Source organism: Paenisporosarcina sp. FSL H8-0542, assembly GCF_038632915.1.
GTDB lineage: Bacteria > Bacillota > Bacilli > Bacillales_A > Planococcaceae > Paenisporosarcina.
In genome coordinates this window covers 784,109-799,637 of sequence record NZ_CP152050.1, presented here as the reverse complement: position 1 = coordinate 799,637, position 15,529 = coordinate 784,109, and the positions used below count along the sequence as shown (strand labels likewise).

The 15,529-nt window shown below is 40.4% G+C and carries 16 protein-coding genes; 9 read left to right on the top strand and 7 right to left on the bottom strand.

Annotated features, from left to right (window positions below):
• Nucleotides 1-4: 4 nt before the first annotated feature.
• The 3 genes from MHH33_RS04225 to mutY all read right to left on the bottom strand — a co-directional run bounded on the left by MHH33_RS04225 (nucleotide 5) and on the right by mutY (nucleotide 2,093).
• Complete coding sequence (locus tag MHH33_RS04225) at nucleotides 5-217, bottom strand: gamma-type small acid-soluble spore protein (protein WP_016429233.1); 213 nt, start codon at nucleotides 215-217, stop codon at nucleotides 5-7.
• 65 nt (nucleotides 218-282) lie between these two features.
• On the bottom strand, nucleotides 283-1,029 hold the full coding sequence (gene fabL / locus MHH33_RS04220; RefSeq protein WP_342543030.1) for an enoyl-[acyl-carrier-protein] reductase FabL: 747 nt from the start codon (nucleotides 1,027-1,029) through the stop codon (nucleotides 283-285).
• Nucleotides 1,029-2,093: an A/G-specific adenine glycosylase gene (gene mutY / locus MHH33_RS04215; protein ID WP_342543029.1), complete on the bottom strand. Its 1,065-nt coding sequence runs from the start codon at nucleotides 2,091-2,093 to the stop codon at nucleotides 1,029-1,031. Before mutY ends, fabL begins: the two co-directional genes overlap by 1 nt.
• Before the next feature lie 163 nt (nucleotides 2,094-2,256).
• Between mutY and MHH33_RS04210 the strand changes: the two genes are divergently transcribed.
• On the top strand, nucleotides 2,257-3,237 hold the full coding sequence (locus MHH33_RS04210) for a metal-dependent hydrolase (RefSeq protein WP_342543028.1): 981 nt from the start codon (nucleotides 2,257-2,259) through the stop codon (nucleotides 3,235-3,237).
• Nucleotides 3,238-3,306: 69 nt separating this feature from the next.
• On the opposite strand, the gene MHH33_RS04205 is transcribed toward MHH33_RS04210, so the two are convergent.
• The 3 genes from MHH33_RS04205 to recX are packed head-to-tail and all read right to left on the bottom strand — an operon-like array spanning nucleotide 3,307 to nucleotide 4,712.
• Entirely contained in the window at nucleotides 3,307-3,576 is a 270-nt protein-coding gene (locus tag MHH33_RS04205) for a YfhJ family protein (RefSeq protein WP_016429237.1), read from the bottom strand.
• 1 nt (nucleotide 3,577) lies between these two features.
• Nucleotides 3,578-3,910: a YfhH family protein gene (locus tag MHH33_RS04200; protein ID WP_016429238.1), complete on the bottom strand. Its 333-nt coding sequence runs from the start codon at nucleotides 3,908-3,910 to the stop codon at nucleotides 3,578-3,580.
• On the bottom strand, nucleotides 3,900-4,712 hold the full coding sequence (gene recX, locus MHH33_RS04195; RefSeq protein ID WP_342543027.1) for a recombination regulator RecX: 813 nt from the start codon (nucleotides 4,710-4,712) through the stop codon (nucleotides 3,900-3,902). Before recX ends, MHH33_RS04200 begins: the two co-directional genes overlap by 11 nt.
• A gap of 115 nt (nucleotides 4,713-4,827) precedes the next feature.
• Here recX and MHH33_RS04190 point away from each other — a divergent pair, with 115 nt between their 5' ends.
• From MHH33_RS04190 to MHH33_RS04175, 4 genes are all read left to right on the top strand, one after another.
• A complete protein-coding gene (locus MHH33_RS04190; protein WP_342543026.1) occupies nucleotides 4,828-5,727 on the top strand; it encodes a TIGR01777 family oxidoreductase in 900 nt (299 codons plus the stop codon).
• A 48-nt stretch (nucleotides 5,728-5,775) separates the two neighbouring features.
• Nucleotides 5,776-6,579: a delta-lactam-biosynthetic de-N-acetylase gene (gene pdaA, locus MHH33_RS04185; RefSeq protein WP_016429241.1), complete on the top strand. Its 804-nt coding sequence runs from the start codon at nucleotides 5,776-5,778 to the stop codon at nucleotides 6,577-6,579.
• Between the two features lie 51 nt (nucleotides 6,580-6,630).
• Entirely contained in the window at nucleotides 6,631-8,004 is a 1,374-nt protein-coding gene (gene rlmD, locus MHH33_RS04180) for a 23S rRNA (uracil(1939)-C(5))-methyltransferase RlmD (RefSeq protein ID WP_342543025.1), read from the top strand.
• A 186-nt stretch (nucleotides 8,005-8,190) separates the two neighbouring features.
• Nucleotides 8,191-9,039, top strand: coding sequence for a neutral zinc metallopeptidase (locus MHH33_RS04175; RefSeq protein WP_342543024.1), 849 nt, complete (start codon nucleotides 8,191-8,193; stop codon nucleotides 9,037-9,039).
• Between the two features lie 39 nt (nucleotides 9,040-9,078).
• Here MHH33_RS04175 and MHH33_RS04170 read toward each other — a convergent pair whose 3' ends face one another.
• Nucleotides 9,079-10,257: an MFS transporter gene (locus tag MHH33_RS04170; protein ID WP_342543023.1), complete on the bottom strand. Its 1,179-nt coding sequence runs from the start codon at nucleotides 10,255-10,257 to the stop codon at nucleotides 9,079-9,081.
• A gap of 83 nt (nucleotides 10,258-10,340) precedes the next feature.
• Here MHH33_RS04170 and MHH33_RS04165 point away from each other — a divergent pair, with 83 nt between their 5' ends.
• From MHH33_RS04165 to MHH33_RS04150, 4 genes are all read left to right on the top strand, one after another.
• Complete coding sequence (locus MHH33_RS04165; protein ID WP_016429245.1) at nucleotides 10,341-10,721, top strand: OsmC family protein; 381 nt, start codon at nucleotides 10,341-10,343, stop codon at nucleotides 10,719-10,721.
• Between the two features lie 329 nt (nucleotides 10,722-11,050).
• Nucleotides 11,051-11,236 carry an SE1561 family protein gene (locus MHH33_RS04160; RefSeq protein WP_016429246.1) on the top strand — a complete coding sequence of 62 codons (186 nt, stop codon included), beginning with the start codon at nucleotides 11,051-11,053 and terminating at the stop codon, nucleotides 11,234-11,236.
• Nucleotides 11,237-11,916: 680 nt separating this feature from the next.
• Nucleotides 11,917-13,458 (top strand): fumarate hydratase, encoded by a 1,542-nt coding sequence (locus MHH33_RS04155; RefSeq protein WP_016429247.1) that lies wholly within the window; start codon nucleotides 11,917-11,919, stop codon nucleotides 13,456-13,458.
• Nucleotides 13,459-13,609: 151 nt separating this feature from the next.
• Entirely contained in the window at nucleotides 13,610-15,517 is a 1,908-nt protein-coding gene (locus tag MHH33_RS04150; protein WP_016429248.1) for a heavy metal translocating P-type ATPase, read from the top strand.
• The last annotated feature ends 12 nt before the right edge of the window (nucleotides 15,518-15,529 follow it).

Sequence of the window (15,529 nt, the reverse complement as noted above, 5' to 3'; positions counted from 1 at the left end):
TTCATTATTTAGTTGAATTATTGTTGCGGTTTGCTTGTGGACCAGAAGCATTGTTTTTCTTCTGAGCAGATTGTTGATTGCGTTGGATTACTTCGTTAACATCAGTTTCAGAACCGAACTCTGTAGTGAAGTTAGCTGGAGTACCCATCGTTGATTGTTGATTTTGTCTACGTACTTCTGCAGCGTTGGTTGGTTGGTTGTTGTTTTTGTTTGGCATGAATTTTCACCTCCATACTCATTAATGTGTGCAGGTTGAGAAAACTTATGCTTACAAATTTTTTTTTACATTACGATGGAGCGTCCGCCATCCACAATGATGGTTTGACCGCGAATCATATCCGAGCCATCTGAAATCAAGAACATGGCTGTTTTGACCATATCTTCGATTTCAACCATACGTCCAGCAGGTGTATTTTTTCTTGCGTCATCCAATAGTTCTTCGCGATTCGGGAAGTGCTTTAATGCATCTGTATCAAGCGCTCCACCGGAAACTGTATTTACTGCAATCCCTTTTGCCGCAAGTTCGACAGCTAAGTAACGCGTAATGGATTCAATCGCCGCTTTTGATACGCCTACAGTTGTGTAATTTTCTAAATAACGAATTGAGCCTAGTGAGCTGATTCCAACGATTTTTCCGCCTCGGTCCATTAATTTCGCCGCTTCCTGTGCCCCAAATAGCATGGCTTTCGCATTAATATTCATGGTCCAGTCCCAGTGGGATTCTTCCAATTCCATTACTGGTCGCAGAACTCCAGAAGCTGCATTGCTTACGAATACATCCAGACGGCCAAACTCTTCACGAATTGTTTCAAACATCGCTTTTAATTTTTCTACATCTCCTACGTTTGCGCGTACAAGAAGGGCTTTTTGACCAAGTGCTTCAATTTCTTTCACTGTTTCGAGAGCAGCTGTTTTGCTGCGTGCATAGTTTACAACGATATCATAGCCATTTTTTGCAAGTTCAATCGCAATTGCCTTTCCGAGTCCTCTGCTGCTTCCGGTAACTAACGCCACTTTGTTTGTTGTCATTATTGTTTTCCCCTCTCCATATAAGCCTGCCAAATTTTCAACATTGGGACAGGCATCGGTACTTCTTTAATTTCTTCTAATGATAACCACTTACAACTTTCAGTCAGACTTACTTCGACTCCATGTCCAACGAAACTATTCATCTCCCATGTTAAATGAGAAAAGACATGTTTAAAAGAACCTAAATCCATTTCTTTTGTAAAATGTGTGCCATAGCAATCTTGGAACTGTGGAATCGTCCCTTCATCTTTGTTTGCACGCTCAATCATGGGGAACTGCCACATGTTCGCCAACAGACCTGTTTCAAGTCTTTTTTCCATGAGAAATTGTTTTTGTTCATTTTGGGCAATATAAACATCATAATGTTGTGCTTTCGTTTTTTTGTTTTTCGTTTTTATTGGCAAGTCATTTTGTTCACCTGCATAAAAAGCAGCACAATTTTCTCTAACTGGACACAATAAGCATTTTGGCGATGTTGGCGTACAAATCACTGCGCCCAGTTCCATCAATCCCTGATTGAAGGATGATGGATCTTGCGGGTCGATGATTTCAGAAACCGCTTGTTCAAAAATTTTTCTCGTTTTCGGCTTTGCGATGTCTTCTTTTATTAGAAGAACCCGTGATAATACTCGCATGACGTTCCCGTCAACCGCATGTTCAGGTCGTCCATAAGCAATGCTCAATATGGCACCAGCCGTGTAAGGACCTACACCTTTTAGTGTCGAAATTTCATTTCTTGTTGAAGGCACTACACTATTATAAGTTTCAACTACTTCCTTTACTCCTGCTTGTAAGTTCCGTACACGGGAGTAGTAGCCTAAACCTTCCCATTGTTTCAGAATTTTTTCTTCTTCAGCATTCGCCAATTCTTCCATTGTAGGAAAAGCTTTTATAAAACGATTGTAATAAGGTATGACTGTATCCACTCTTGTTTGTTGGAGCATGATTTCCGAAACCCATATTTTGTAAGGATCTGATGTCTCTCTCCAAGGTAGATTTCTTTTTTCTTCTAAATACCATTCAATTAACGATTTACGAAATTCAATTTTGTTAAATTCATTCATACTTTACACCTACATTCTGTTGATTACATGTTCTACATTACGGGTATACCAATTTGTAGAATGCAATCAATCTTGGAAGTCTAACCGTTTGTTATTTTAACAAAAATATCTTATGATGAACAAAATTATTCGGGCAGTCTCCATACAAAAGGAGTTGATACAGTTGGATACAGGTACTCATGTTGTCATGGGAATCGCTTTAGGTGGACTAGCCATGATTGACCCAGTGGTTGCTAACCATTCCATGACCGCCACAGCCGTCATTGCAGGAACCATTATTGGTTCACAGGCTCCTGACCTTGATACGGTCCTGAAATTAAGAAATAATGCGGTATATATTCGCCATCATCGTGGCATTACCCATTCCATTCCGGCTGTCTTGCTATGGCCTTTGGCGATTTCCGGCGTCCTTCATTTAATTATGCCGAGTTCAGACCTAATGCATTTATGGTTATGGACATTTCTGGCCGTATTTCTCCATGTTTTTGTGGACATATTCAATTCATACGGAACGCAAGCGCTACGTCCATTTTCAAATAAATGGGTGGCTCTTGGAGTAATCAATACATTTGATCCCATCATTTTTGGTTTGCATGTGGTCGCCTTGTTGTTCTGGGCATTCGGTGCAAATCCGGTATATACAATGCTGTTGCTATACGCAATTGTTTTTGTCTATTACCTTCTTAGGTTTGCAGTCCAGCATGCAGTCAGACATGCAGTTAAAAATACGATTCCTACTGCGGAAGAAATCATCATCGCACCAACGATTCGTTTTTTCCAATGGCGTATTGCAGCAATCTCTAAAACGCATCACTATGTAGGTAGAGCTTATGGACGTTCAATCAATATTTACGATCGCTTTGAACGTAAAACGATACCAGATTCTCCCCTTGTGAAAGCTGCATTGAAAGACAAGAACTTGCAAGCTTTCATCTCATTCTCTCCTATATACCGTTGGGAAATTACAGATCATGATCACATTCATGAAGTTCGTCTCATTGATTTGCGTTATCGCAGCAATGATTATTACCCATTCGTAGCTGTTGCTCATTTAAATGAAGATCTGGAAATCGTTAATTCTTATACTGGCTGGATTTTCAGTGAAGAAAAACTTCATAAAAAATTGGATTTCCTTTCAAACTAAAAAGTACACGACACTCGATGTCGTGTACTTTTCTTATTCGATAACCATAATCGGTTAACAAATCTTTTCTTATTGTTGTGAATCGTTGTCCACTTGTAGCAAATGAGCATATTTAGGATTGTTACCTGCAAATTCATGAATCCGTTCTCCATAGCTTTCAATCCATTGACGAATTACTTTCTCAGTAACTTCGGTACCTTTATAATCATAGCCCGCTTTTGCGTAAGATGATTCAAAATCTGACCATAATAATTCAATCCACACACGTGCTTTGGCGACAGATAATGACTCATTCTTTGCTGCAAGTTCTTGAACTAATTGTTCGATTTGCTGTTGCATATTATTTTCCCTCCTTCAATGGTTTTAGCATGGATATCGGCAATGCTTCAGTAAATTTTTCCCCACCAAGTCGGTAACCCCAAGCAAAACGCCCTTTTAAGTAATCCACTTGGAAAAAGACTCCTGGATCTCCTTCAATCCGATACATTTCTCCAGGTACAATCGATGCAGGATCTACTAAATAAGCTTGTGCCATAATTGCTTTACGTTCCAGAACAGCATATTCGTTTACATGACCAAGCTGACTCGCTTTACGTGCCTGTTCCAGTAGTTTGGCGATTGCTTGGCGTAATTCCTGTTCGGACATCTGACTATATTTTTTTTCAATTTCCATCTTCTTCGAGCTCCTTTTTTCCAATAAACATTTCGATTTGTTCTGCAGGGAAACCTTTTACATACAAGGCTTGCTTCACTCTGCGTTTACGATCAAACCCGGTATATTTCGAAGAGAATTTCCGCCAGATTTTATCTCCTTGATCTGCAATCATTTCTTCCCATTCTTCTGGTTCTGTTTCAAATTCAATATCTTCAATAGCTTTGCTAATAATGGCATAAGAGTATCCCTTACGCAACAAGGTGTCCTGAATTTTTTGCTTTACTTGCATTGGCGTTTTGGATGAATGCTGGTTGGCTATTTTTGCAGCCAGACCTTTTGCAATTTCAATTTGGTCTTCTTCCGTATACGTTTCAAGCACTTCTTCTTGCAACGATTTATCGATTCCTTTTTTCTTGAGTTCCTGTTGGATGGCACGAGGACCTTTTTTACCTGTTTTCTTTTGCGTTTCAAGCAATGCTTTAGAAAAGGATTCGTCGTTCAAAAAATTCAATTGATACAATTTTTGAATGGCTTCCAAAACAACGGCTTCTCCGTATTCAGCATCAAGCAGTTTCTTCTTAACTTCGTGTTCACTCCGCATACGGAAACTCAAGAATTGAAGTGCTTTGTTAAATGCTTTTCGCACTTCGTCGTCATAGACGATTTCATCTCTTTCCCAATCCTCCAGCACTTTGCCTTTCGATAATTGGTACTTAATAAGAAGCGATTCATCTACCGCAAATGCGTATTTTTCCTCTATATAAATATTATAACGTTCAGGATTATTTTTTTGACGCATGATTTTCGTAATGACTGTCACAACTATCACCTCATGTAACAAGTATACACATTATTAGAGGCACATTCATTTGCGTACACTTATAGAAGAAAGGGTATTATACATCTAACAGCTTTATAAAGGAGGATTATATTAAATGAAAATAGCGATTACTGGAGGAAGTGGATTTGTCGGACAGGAGATAACGAAGCAACTAACCGACAAAGGACATGAAGTGTTTATTTTAACGCGTTCGGATAAACAATCCGACGGCTCGGTACATATGGTCAAATGGCTTACAGATGGTGCTAAACCTGAAGAACACGTTGAAGGCATGGATGCTTGGATTAATCTAGCCGGTGCATCAATTAATGAAGGTCGCTGGACTTCGGAACAAAAACAAAAAATTTATGAAAGCAGAATGAATGCAACAAATGAAGTTTTGCGCATTTTTAAAGAAGTGACGAAAAAGCCTTCCGTTTTGATTAATGCAAGCGCAATCGGAATTTATCCCCCTTCTGAACATGCAACATATACCGAACATTCGTCTTATCGTGGATCGGATTTCCTGGCAAAAACAGTTGAGGACTGGGAGAGTAAAGCGACGGAAGCGGAGCAATTTGGGACACGTGTGGCTTGCGGCCGTTTTGGCATAATCCTTGGAAAAGATCAGGGTGCTCTTCCCCTTATGGCTTTACCTTATAAAATGGGTGTCGGAGGAAAAGTCGGAACTGGCCATCAATGGGTATCATGGGTCCATGTAGCTGACGTCGCCAAAGCCATTCTTTATGCAATAGAAAATAAAGATTTTTCAGGTCCTTTTAACGTAACAGCGCCAGATCCGAAACAAATGAATGATTTTGGGGGAATTTTGGGCAAAGTTTTACAGCGACCTCATTGGATGCCCGTACCTTCACTTGCATTGAAACTTGTACTGGGTGACAAGAGTCAACTTGTTTTGGAAGGACAAAGAGTTATTCCCGATAAATTGTTAACCCATGGTTTTAAATTCACTTATCCAGATTTGCAACAGGCACTTAAAAATATTTATGCATAACATTTCAGAGAAAACGCAACCTATCTTAAAAAGAAAGGTTGCGTTTTTATGTGGTGGAAACATACCGTAGGCGTCATTGCCTCATGTGCAATATTAACTCTGGGCATTTTATTGAATCCATTTCAAGTAGATGCCGAATCTCTTAATTGGGGATTCAAAAAATCAAAACAGGAAGAACAAGCTCAAGCCGGGAGTGCATTTGATGAACTCTTGAAAAAATATGGAGCCTATTACAAAGGGTCTCCCGATGAAAAAATCCTATACCTTACGTTCGACAATGGCTATGAAAATGGCTACACTGCATCTATTTTAGACACATTGAAAAAAGAAAAAGCACCTGCCACTTTTTTTCTGACAGGTCATTATGTAGAAAGTGCGACGGAACTGGTCCAACGTATGGTGAAGGAAGGCCATCAAATAGGAAATCATTCGTATGGCCATCCAAATATGGCTAATTTATCGGAAGAACGAATGAAAGAAGAATGGGAAAAATTCGATCAGATTCTTGCCGAAAAAACGGGCGTGAAGAGAACATATTTTGCACGGCCTCCTGAAGGTGTTTTCAGTGAAAAATTACTTGCCTATGGTAACGAGCTCGGCTATCGCCATATGTTCTGGTCTGTCGCTTTCGTTGATTGGTATGCTGATCGTCCACAAGGAAAGGCTTATGCATACAACCATTTAATGAACCAACTTCATCCAGGTGCCATAATTTTGATGCATACGGTTTCTCCGGATAATGCAGCCGCTTTACCCGATTTTATTCGTGATGCCAAAGCGAAAGGCTACACATTTTCATCGTTAGACGCATTGGTAAATGAAGCAATCGAATTCCCGTTGTCTTTTCATTAACTGGTCTGTCCTATATACTGTAGAAACCAGTAGTAAAGGACGTGAAAACATTTGTCACAAGAAAACATAATCGAAGTCGGTCAAAAATTCCCGCTGACAATCAAACGCCTTGGCATTAATGGAGAAGGCATTGGCTATTATAAGCGCAATGTCGTCTTCGTTACAGGCGCTCTTCCAGGAGAAGAAGTGACCGCTCAAGTACAAGTAGTCAAGCGCAATTTTGCTGAAGCAAGCATTCTAAAGATCCGTAAGGCCTCACCTCACCGTCAAGAAGCACCCTGCCCTGTTTATGAAGCTTGCGGTGGGTGTCAGTTGCAGCATATGACTTATGAACAACAGCTTAAAGAAAAACGTGATTTGATTGTGCAATCACTTGAACGATACGTAAAAGACATTGCCAATGATATCGAAGTGCGCCAGACAATAGGCATGGAAAATCCATGGCATTATCGCAACAAAAGTCAATTCCAAGTACGTAAAGACGGCAAGAAAGTAAAAGCTGGTCTATTTGCGGAAGGTACACATCAGTTATTAGATATCGATGAGTGTATCGTGCAACATCCACATACAACACTTGTGACGAATGCAGTAAAAAGAATTCTAGAGAAACTTAAAATACCGATTTATGATAGTGAAACCGGCAATGGTCTAGTACGAACAATTGTGGTCCGTACCGGCATTCAAACAGGTGAAATTCAGTTAGTACTTGTCACTACACTTGCAGAAATGCCGAAACGTCAACTACTCATTGATAAATTGGCGACCATAGATCCTGCCATTGTCTCGATTGTCCAAAATGTCAATCCGAAGCAAACTTCTTTAATTTTTGGCGAGCGAACAATAGTTCTTCATGGCAAGAAAACACTCCATGAAGAATTAGGTGAACTTTCATTTGATTTATCTGCACGAGCATTTTTCCAATTGAATCCCGCTCAAACCGTTCGTTTATATAACGAAATTAAATCGGCTGCAGCATTAACAGGTAAAGAAACCGTTGTCGATGCTTACTGTGGTGTTGGAACAATTGGCTTATGGTTAGCCGATCAAGCAAAAGAAGTACGAGGAATGGATATCATTGCGGATAGTATTTACGATGCAAAGAAAAACGCAGAGAAGCAAGGATTCACTCACGCTACTTACGAGACTGGCACTGCTGAAGAGTGGCTTGCCACATGGAGCCGTGAAGGGTTCTCCCCTGATGTCCTAACTGTAGATCCACCTCGGACCGGTTTAGCGGACAGTTTATTGCACACTATTTTAAATGTGCGACCAAAAAGATTTGTCTATACGTCATGTAATCCATCCACTTTAGCAAAAGATTTAAGCGAATTGCGTAAGGTTTACAATATCGTCTATATCCAACCTATCGATATGTTCCCGCAAACAGCACAAATCGAAAGCGTCACATTATTGGAGCGTAAATAATCATTAAGCGATAAACACTAGAATCACTTAACATAGCCTCAAAATAAATAAAAATTTCTGGCATGCTCAATTGGGCATGCTTTTTCTTTTTGTTTAATATCAAGGATTATTATTTTTAATTCTAGGGAATAAAGAAAATGAGTTACTACGAATATAAAGCTAAATTGGATAGACGGAGGAATTGCTATGAAATGGAGAGGTCGAGGACAAAGTGCAAACGTAGAAGATCGCAGAGGGATGGGTGCTGGTGGAATAGGAATTGTTGGCGGTGGAATTGGTCTTGTCATTGTCATTATTATGACGCTAATCGGTGGCGGTGGTCCCGGTGATATTTTAAATAATATACAAGGCACTGATACGAACCAAGCAGGTCAATACGAAGAAACTGAACAAGAAACAGAACTGGCGGATTTCGTTTCAGTTGTCCTGGCAGACACCGAAACTGTATGGAGCGAGCTTTTCAAAGAAAAAGGATCGGAATATCAGGAACCGGTCATGGTATTGTATAACGGTCAAGTCAAATCCGCTTGTGGAGCAGCAGGCTCAGCCGTAGGACCATTTTATTGTCCAGGTGATTATAAACTCTATATTGATTTAAGCTTTTATGAAGAATTGAATAAAAAATTCCAAGCTCCTGGTGACTTTGCAATGGCTTATGTTATTGCCCATGAAGTTGGTCACCACGTGCAAACACTTTTAGGTACAAATAAGGAAGTAATGGCACTTCGCAATAAAATGAGTGAAGAAGAGTTCAATCAATATTTAATACGTCTGGAGTTGCAAGCGGACTATTATGCTGGCGTTTTCGCCCATTACGCAGAAGGTCAAGGCTACTTAGAAGTAGGCGATATTGAAGAAGCGATTACTGCTGCAAGTGCAGTAGGTGATGATAATATTCAAAAGAAAACGCAAGGATACGTCGTACCGGAAAGTTTTACACATGGTACTTCTGAGCAACGCATGCGTTGGTTCAAAAAAGGATATGAAGCGGGAACAATTGAAGATGGTGATACATTTAAAGCAAAAAATCTATAATGACCTCTCATAACTGAAAACAGCATGTCCCATCGAATCTCAACTCGATTGGACATGCTGTTTTTTGGGCTTCAACAAGCTTAATAAACTTAACGTCAATAAAAATAACGAAATAAGCCATAAAAAACTGAAGTCTTTAAAGTACTCCAGAAACACACCGCCCAAAAATGGTCCGGTCAAGCTGCCGATACTAAAGAAAATCCCGCATAGTAAATTCCCTGATGGCAATAAAGCTTTAGGCGTTAAATCCGCCATGTAAGAAATACCAAGAGAAAATGTTGACCCTACGAACAAACCAGCGAGTAGAAATGCACCGATAAGTGTCCAAACATTATTCTCTAACATGGCTGCCAAACTAAAAGAGAACGCGCCGCCAAACAACGAAAATAATACGACTTTCTTTCTGCCGATTCGATCACTTAGAGCACCTAATGGTAACTGCGAAAGGATTCCACCTGTTGAAAATGCAGCTAATATAATGGAAACCATAGACACATTGACATCATTTCGCAACGCGTAGACTGGGAAAATGGCATGCAAGCTGGACTCCAAAAATCCGTAACTAAATGGAGGGATAAAAGCTACCCAAGCAAATCCAATGGTTGCCCCAAAACGTGCCCATGTCCCTCGCATTGTGGATGTTTCATGTATATGCCCGGGAAAATCATTATCTACAAAAAATATGAGTGACCAAGCGGACATACATAAAATCCCCGATATGATAAACGGCAAGCCTTCGTAAATATAAACGAGTGGCAAAAATAAAGGACCTGCTGCGAAACCAATTCCGAATGACAGTCCGTACAATGCGATATTGCGCCCTAAGCGTTCTTGTGGCGAAAAGCTTGTAATCCATGTTTGAGTCGAAAAATGAAGTGCATGGTCTCCTATTCCAATGAACAATCGCAAAATAAACCAAAAAACAACACTTTTCCATAGCGGAAATAACAGCAATGATACAAAAACCAACATCCCTCCGATGAGAATTACGGGCTTATAACCAAATCTTCGAAGTGGCTGTTCCATAAATGGAGAAATTAAAAGTGTTCCGATATATAGCCCTGTTGCGTTCAAACCGTTCAATGAAGAAGAAAGTCCATCTTGTTCGAAAATTACAGAAATGAGTGGCAACAGCATTCCTTGCGAAAATCCAGATATCGAAACAATGACCACTAAAATCCAAAATCTTCTTTTTTCTAAGGCTGTAAACTGATTCATGAAGGTCCTCCTGCGTACGGGTTGAAATTATATTCATTTCAACCAAGTTTCGGTACAATTCTATCATAAAGGAGGGATTTGCGTTGAAGTATGTGATGACAGAATATGGATTAGAAACAGAGTTGGAGTTTGGAAAATTAACGATTTCAGGAGATGAAACAAAAGGATTTAGACCTTACCAATTAATTGTTTCGTCTCTTGTAGGCTGTAGTGGCGGCGTTCTTCGAAAAGTATGTGAGAAGATGCGTATGCCGATTGAGGATATGGAGATTGAAGTATTGGAAGTGTTGCGCAATCCTGAAGAAGCAAATCGACTCGAAAAAGTGCACATCCATTTCAAATTAAGAGGTCAACTCGAGGAAGCGAAAGTTGAAAAAGCAATGATTCTGACGAAGAAAAATTGTTCTATGGTCCGTTCTGTAGACCAATCAATTGAAGTCGTAGAAACGTTCGAACTTATTTAGACATTGATGAAGGCTCAGTCGATGATCTGCGAACAGATGATTGGCTGAGCCTTCTAAATATCACTAATATCCAATTGAGTATCCATATATCGATTCACGGCTATTGTGCCGGTGAAATGTTCGAACCCCCTCCTTCTAACTGATTGATTGGTTTCGACTATTCACTACGGCCTCCCCTCTCTTGTTGAAGTAAATTAACCTTAACACGTTAATTAACTTTTGTAAATATTCAAAATACATTTAATATTAAAATATTTCATAAGTCCTACTGACAGTTGAAAAATCATTGTATATGGGCTACGATGTATGTGTAAAGCGAGGTGGCTCACATGGGCAAGTCAATTTCAAACAAAGACCAACAAGTCACATACTTAAAAGAACGTCTTCACATTTTCTTAGAAGTATTAGATTCAATTGAACCAGAAACGACTGAACTTGAAGACATTGATCGCTTGATTGCGATGATGGATGACTTAGAAGAAAAGATGGAACAATTTAAAAACCGTCCTGAATGAACACATGGAGAGTGCCTATTTATATGGGTGCTCTCTTTTTTATGTTCCAAATTCTATTTTATTTTAGCTCTGTTAAATGGTGTGGTTGTTTATCGTACATTTGCGCTTGCCGCACGTTCCGCATGAGCCCAACAAGTATGAAAACCACATACTTGCGGTCTCATTCTTCACGCTCTTGCGGCCAGCTAGGCGCAAATGCACTCTTCGTAATATCAACAACATTATTTAATAGGGTGTTCTAGAGTCTGTTAATCATATTGTTAAAGTAAAGGAATCTGCGCCACTCCTGCGGAAAAACGGGCTGGCAAGACCCCGCAGTGAGGTACGAGCGAGGAGGCTTGCCAGTTCGTCCGCGGAAAGGGCGCAGATTCCTTTTTTGTAAAATCAACCGTGAAAGTTCAAAGCGGTTAGTTCGAATGAAATTTTAAGCTATGAAATGTTTTTTGACTAATCGCAGACCATTTCTGTCGGTTCGCATGTGATTTATGTCCAGTCAGAGGCGGTTTATATCCATCTGCAATGGTTTTACGTCCATACAAATCTCTTTCTGTCCATTCGCATCCAACTTCTCCTTACCCCCCTCCCTCCTTTCGACATCCATTCCTTTTTTTAGCCAACTGAAAAGAGTATAATGGAGAGTGGAATTATGACTAAGCAATGTATGAGAGGGGTCAACACACATGTACTTAGAAACATTGGAAAAAAGCATATATGACTTAATTACAGAAACGTCGACAAACTTACCGAAAGACGTGCGTCGTGCAGTCCGCAAAGCTAAAGCGGCGGAAAATGCGGGCACTCGCGCTGCGATGAGTTTGGATACAATCACCAACAATATTCAAATGGCGGACGAAAATGTCTCCCCTATTTGTCAGGATACTGGGTTGCCTACTTTTAAAATCAAAACGCCAATTGGGGTTAACCAACTTGAAATAAAAGCGGCAATCAAACGTGCGATGGTTACTGCTACGAAAACTGGTAAACTGCGTCCTAATGCAGTAGATTCATTGACTGGTGAAAACAGTGGCGATAACTTGGGCGAAGGTGTTCCAGTTGTGAAGTTTGAGCAATGGGAAAAAGATTACATAGAAATGAAGCTTATCCTTAAAGGTGGCGGATGTGAAAATAAAAACATTCAGTACAGCCTCCCTGCACAACTTGAAGGAATCGGTAAAGCAGGACGTGACTTGGATGGCATTCGCAAATGTATTCTTCACTCAGTCTATCAAGCACAAGGTCAAGGGTGTTCAGCAGGATTCATTGGTGTAGGAATTGGTGGCGACCGTGCTTCCGGATATGACTTAGCCAAAGAACAATTATTCCGCTCTGTGGATGACGTGAACCCTAACGCGCAACTCGCTGAACTTGAAGAATACATTGTAGAAAAAGCTAATACACTTGGCATTGGCACGATGGGCTTTGGTGGAGAAGCTACTTTACTAGGTTGTAAGATTGGTGTCATGCACCGTATTCCGGCAAGTTTCTTTGTTTCCGTAGCTTACAACTGTTGGGCTTACCGTCGATTGGCGATCAACATTAACCCTGCGACTGGTGAAATCAATGAATGGCAATATCAAGAAGGCGAAAAAGTTGAGTTTAAAGACTCAGGTACAGATCAATCTGCTGAAGAAGCAACATCTCGCATTGTCGAACTGCGTGCACCAATCAGCGAAGAAGAAATTCGCCAATTAAAAGTCGGCGATGTCGTGAACATCAGCGGGATGATGTATACAGGACGTGACGCGATTCATAAATATTTATCCGAAAATGATGCACCAATAGATTTGAATGGTCAAATCATTTATCACTGTGGTCCGGTTGTTTTGAAAGATGACGAAGGCAAATGGCATATTAAAGCGGCTGGTCCGACTACATCCATTCGTGAAGAGCCTTACCAAGGCGACATCATGAAAAAATTCGGCATTCGTGCGGTTATGGGTAAAGGCGGCATGGGACCAAAAACACTGGAAGCGCTTAATGAACACGGCGGAGTATATTTAAATGCAATTGGTGGAGCTGCTCAATACTATGCGGATTGTATAAAAGATGTTGAGGGCGTGGATTTAATGCAATTCGGCATTCCTGAAGCGATGTGGCATTTGCGCGTTGAAGACTTCACGGCGGTCGTTACAATGGATTCTCACGGCAATAGCTTACATGCAGATGTAGATAAATCATCTCTTGAAAAATTAGCCCAATACAGTGAGCCTGTATATAAATAATTCATTAGATTGCCTGTTTAAGAACTTCTATGTTATAATGATTATTAATTAATATAAATTCTAATAAATGCTGGTATTCCCTTTGGGAGTGCCAGCTTTTCGTACATTTTAGGGACTATGATTTTGATTTTCATTATCAGGAGGAATGTAAATGAGAGCAAAAGAGCAAAATATTTCACTGACAATGTTCAGTCGCATCAAACCACATGCCGAATTGATTGCAGCACTTTTATCAGGCGTATTAATTGTAATCGCTTGGCTGATCGGAAAAGGCGAGGAAAGCTCCTTATCCATTTCTATCTATTTAATCGCCTTTCTAATTGGCGGTTACGCTAAGGCGAAGGAAGGCATTTTACACACAGTGCACAACAAAGAATTAAACGTTGAGTTACTGATGATTTTTGCCGCAATTGGCTCATCCATTATTGGCTATTGGACGGAAGGTGCGGTCCTAATTTTCATTTTTGCACTAAGTGGGGCTTTGGAAACTTACACGATGAATAAAAGCCAACGCGAATTATCAGCGTTAATGAAGTTACAACCAGAGGAAGCATGGCTGCTGGATGAAAACGGGCAATCAAAGCGTGTCGCTGTAGAGGAGTTGCAAATAGGAAACCTCCTGCTTGTAAAACCGGGTGAACGTATTCCCGTAGATAGCATTATCGTGAGCGGAAATACTTTGGTAGATGAAGCTGCAATCAGTGGGGAATCCATTCCTGTATCAAAACACACAGGCGACCATTTATTTGCCGGTACTGTTAATTTAAATGGTGTCATGACAATTGAAATGAACAAGCTAAGCAGTGAATCGCTCGTACAAAAAATTATCGAACTTGTGCAATCGGCGCAAAGTGAAAAATCACCGGCGCAACAATTTATAGAGAAGTTTGAGAGCCGGTACGTCAAGATTGTTCTTATCTCGGTAGGCATCATGATGTTTCTCCCCCACTTCCTATTTGGCTGGGACTGGACGACGACATTTTACCGGGCGATGGTACTACTCGTAGTAGCATCACCTTGTGCACTCGTTGCATCGATTATGCCAGCAACTCTTTCAGCCATTTCAAATGGTGCCAAAAACGGATTATTGTTCAAAGGCGGCGTTCATTTAGAAAATGTGGGTTCCATGAAAGCAATCGCACTCGATAAAACGGGCACGCTCTCTCAAGGAAAGCCCGAAGTGACTGATTTCATCGTTCGTGAAGGCATGGATGAAACCTCAGTTCTGACAAACTGGGCAAGTATTGAATCGCAATCAACGCATCCACTTGCAAAGGCAATTACTAAATTTGCGGTTAATCAAGGGATTGTCACTTCACCTATTTCGAATATGAAAGATGTTCCCGGTTGGGGGATACATGCAACGATTGGAACGACACAATGGAAAGTTGGAAAACCGAGTTACGTAGGAACAGATGCAGCCATGAAGTTTCATGATGGCATTGCTTCTAAATTGACCGAACAAGGAAAGACAGTTGTATTCGCAGCAGATAACGATGGGATCATTGCCATTGCTGCATTAAGAGACCAAGTTCGACCTGAAGCAAAAGAAGCTATTGCTTTACTTCGTGAATCAGGCGTCTATACGATTATGCTGACAGGCGACAATGAACGAACTGCAAAAGTAATTGCTGAAGAAGCTGGCGTTGATCAATACATTGCCGAATGCTTGCCAGAGACAAAAGTGAGCCATATGAAAGAACTACTTTTGAAATACGAAAATGTTGGGATGGTTGGCGACGGCATAAATGATGCCCCTGCTTTGGCAACTGCAACGATTGGAATTGCTATGGGTGAAGGGACGGATGTGGCATTGGAAACTGCTGATGTCGTCCTCATGAAAAATGAATTATCTAGAATCAATTATGCTGTCCGCTTGTCTCGTAAAATGAATCGGATTGTTAAGCAAAATGTATTTTTCTCCATTACCGTTATTGTCATTTTAATCATCAGCAATTTCTTTCAAATGATAAATTTACCTTTGGGGGTCATTGGACATGAGGGCAGTACGATTCTAGTAATCTTGAACAGTTTACGTCTACTGAATCGGAACATATAAAAAGCAGGAGCG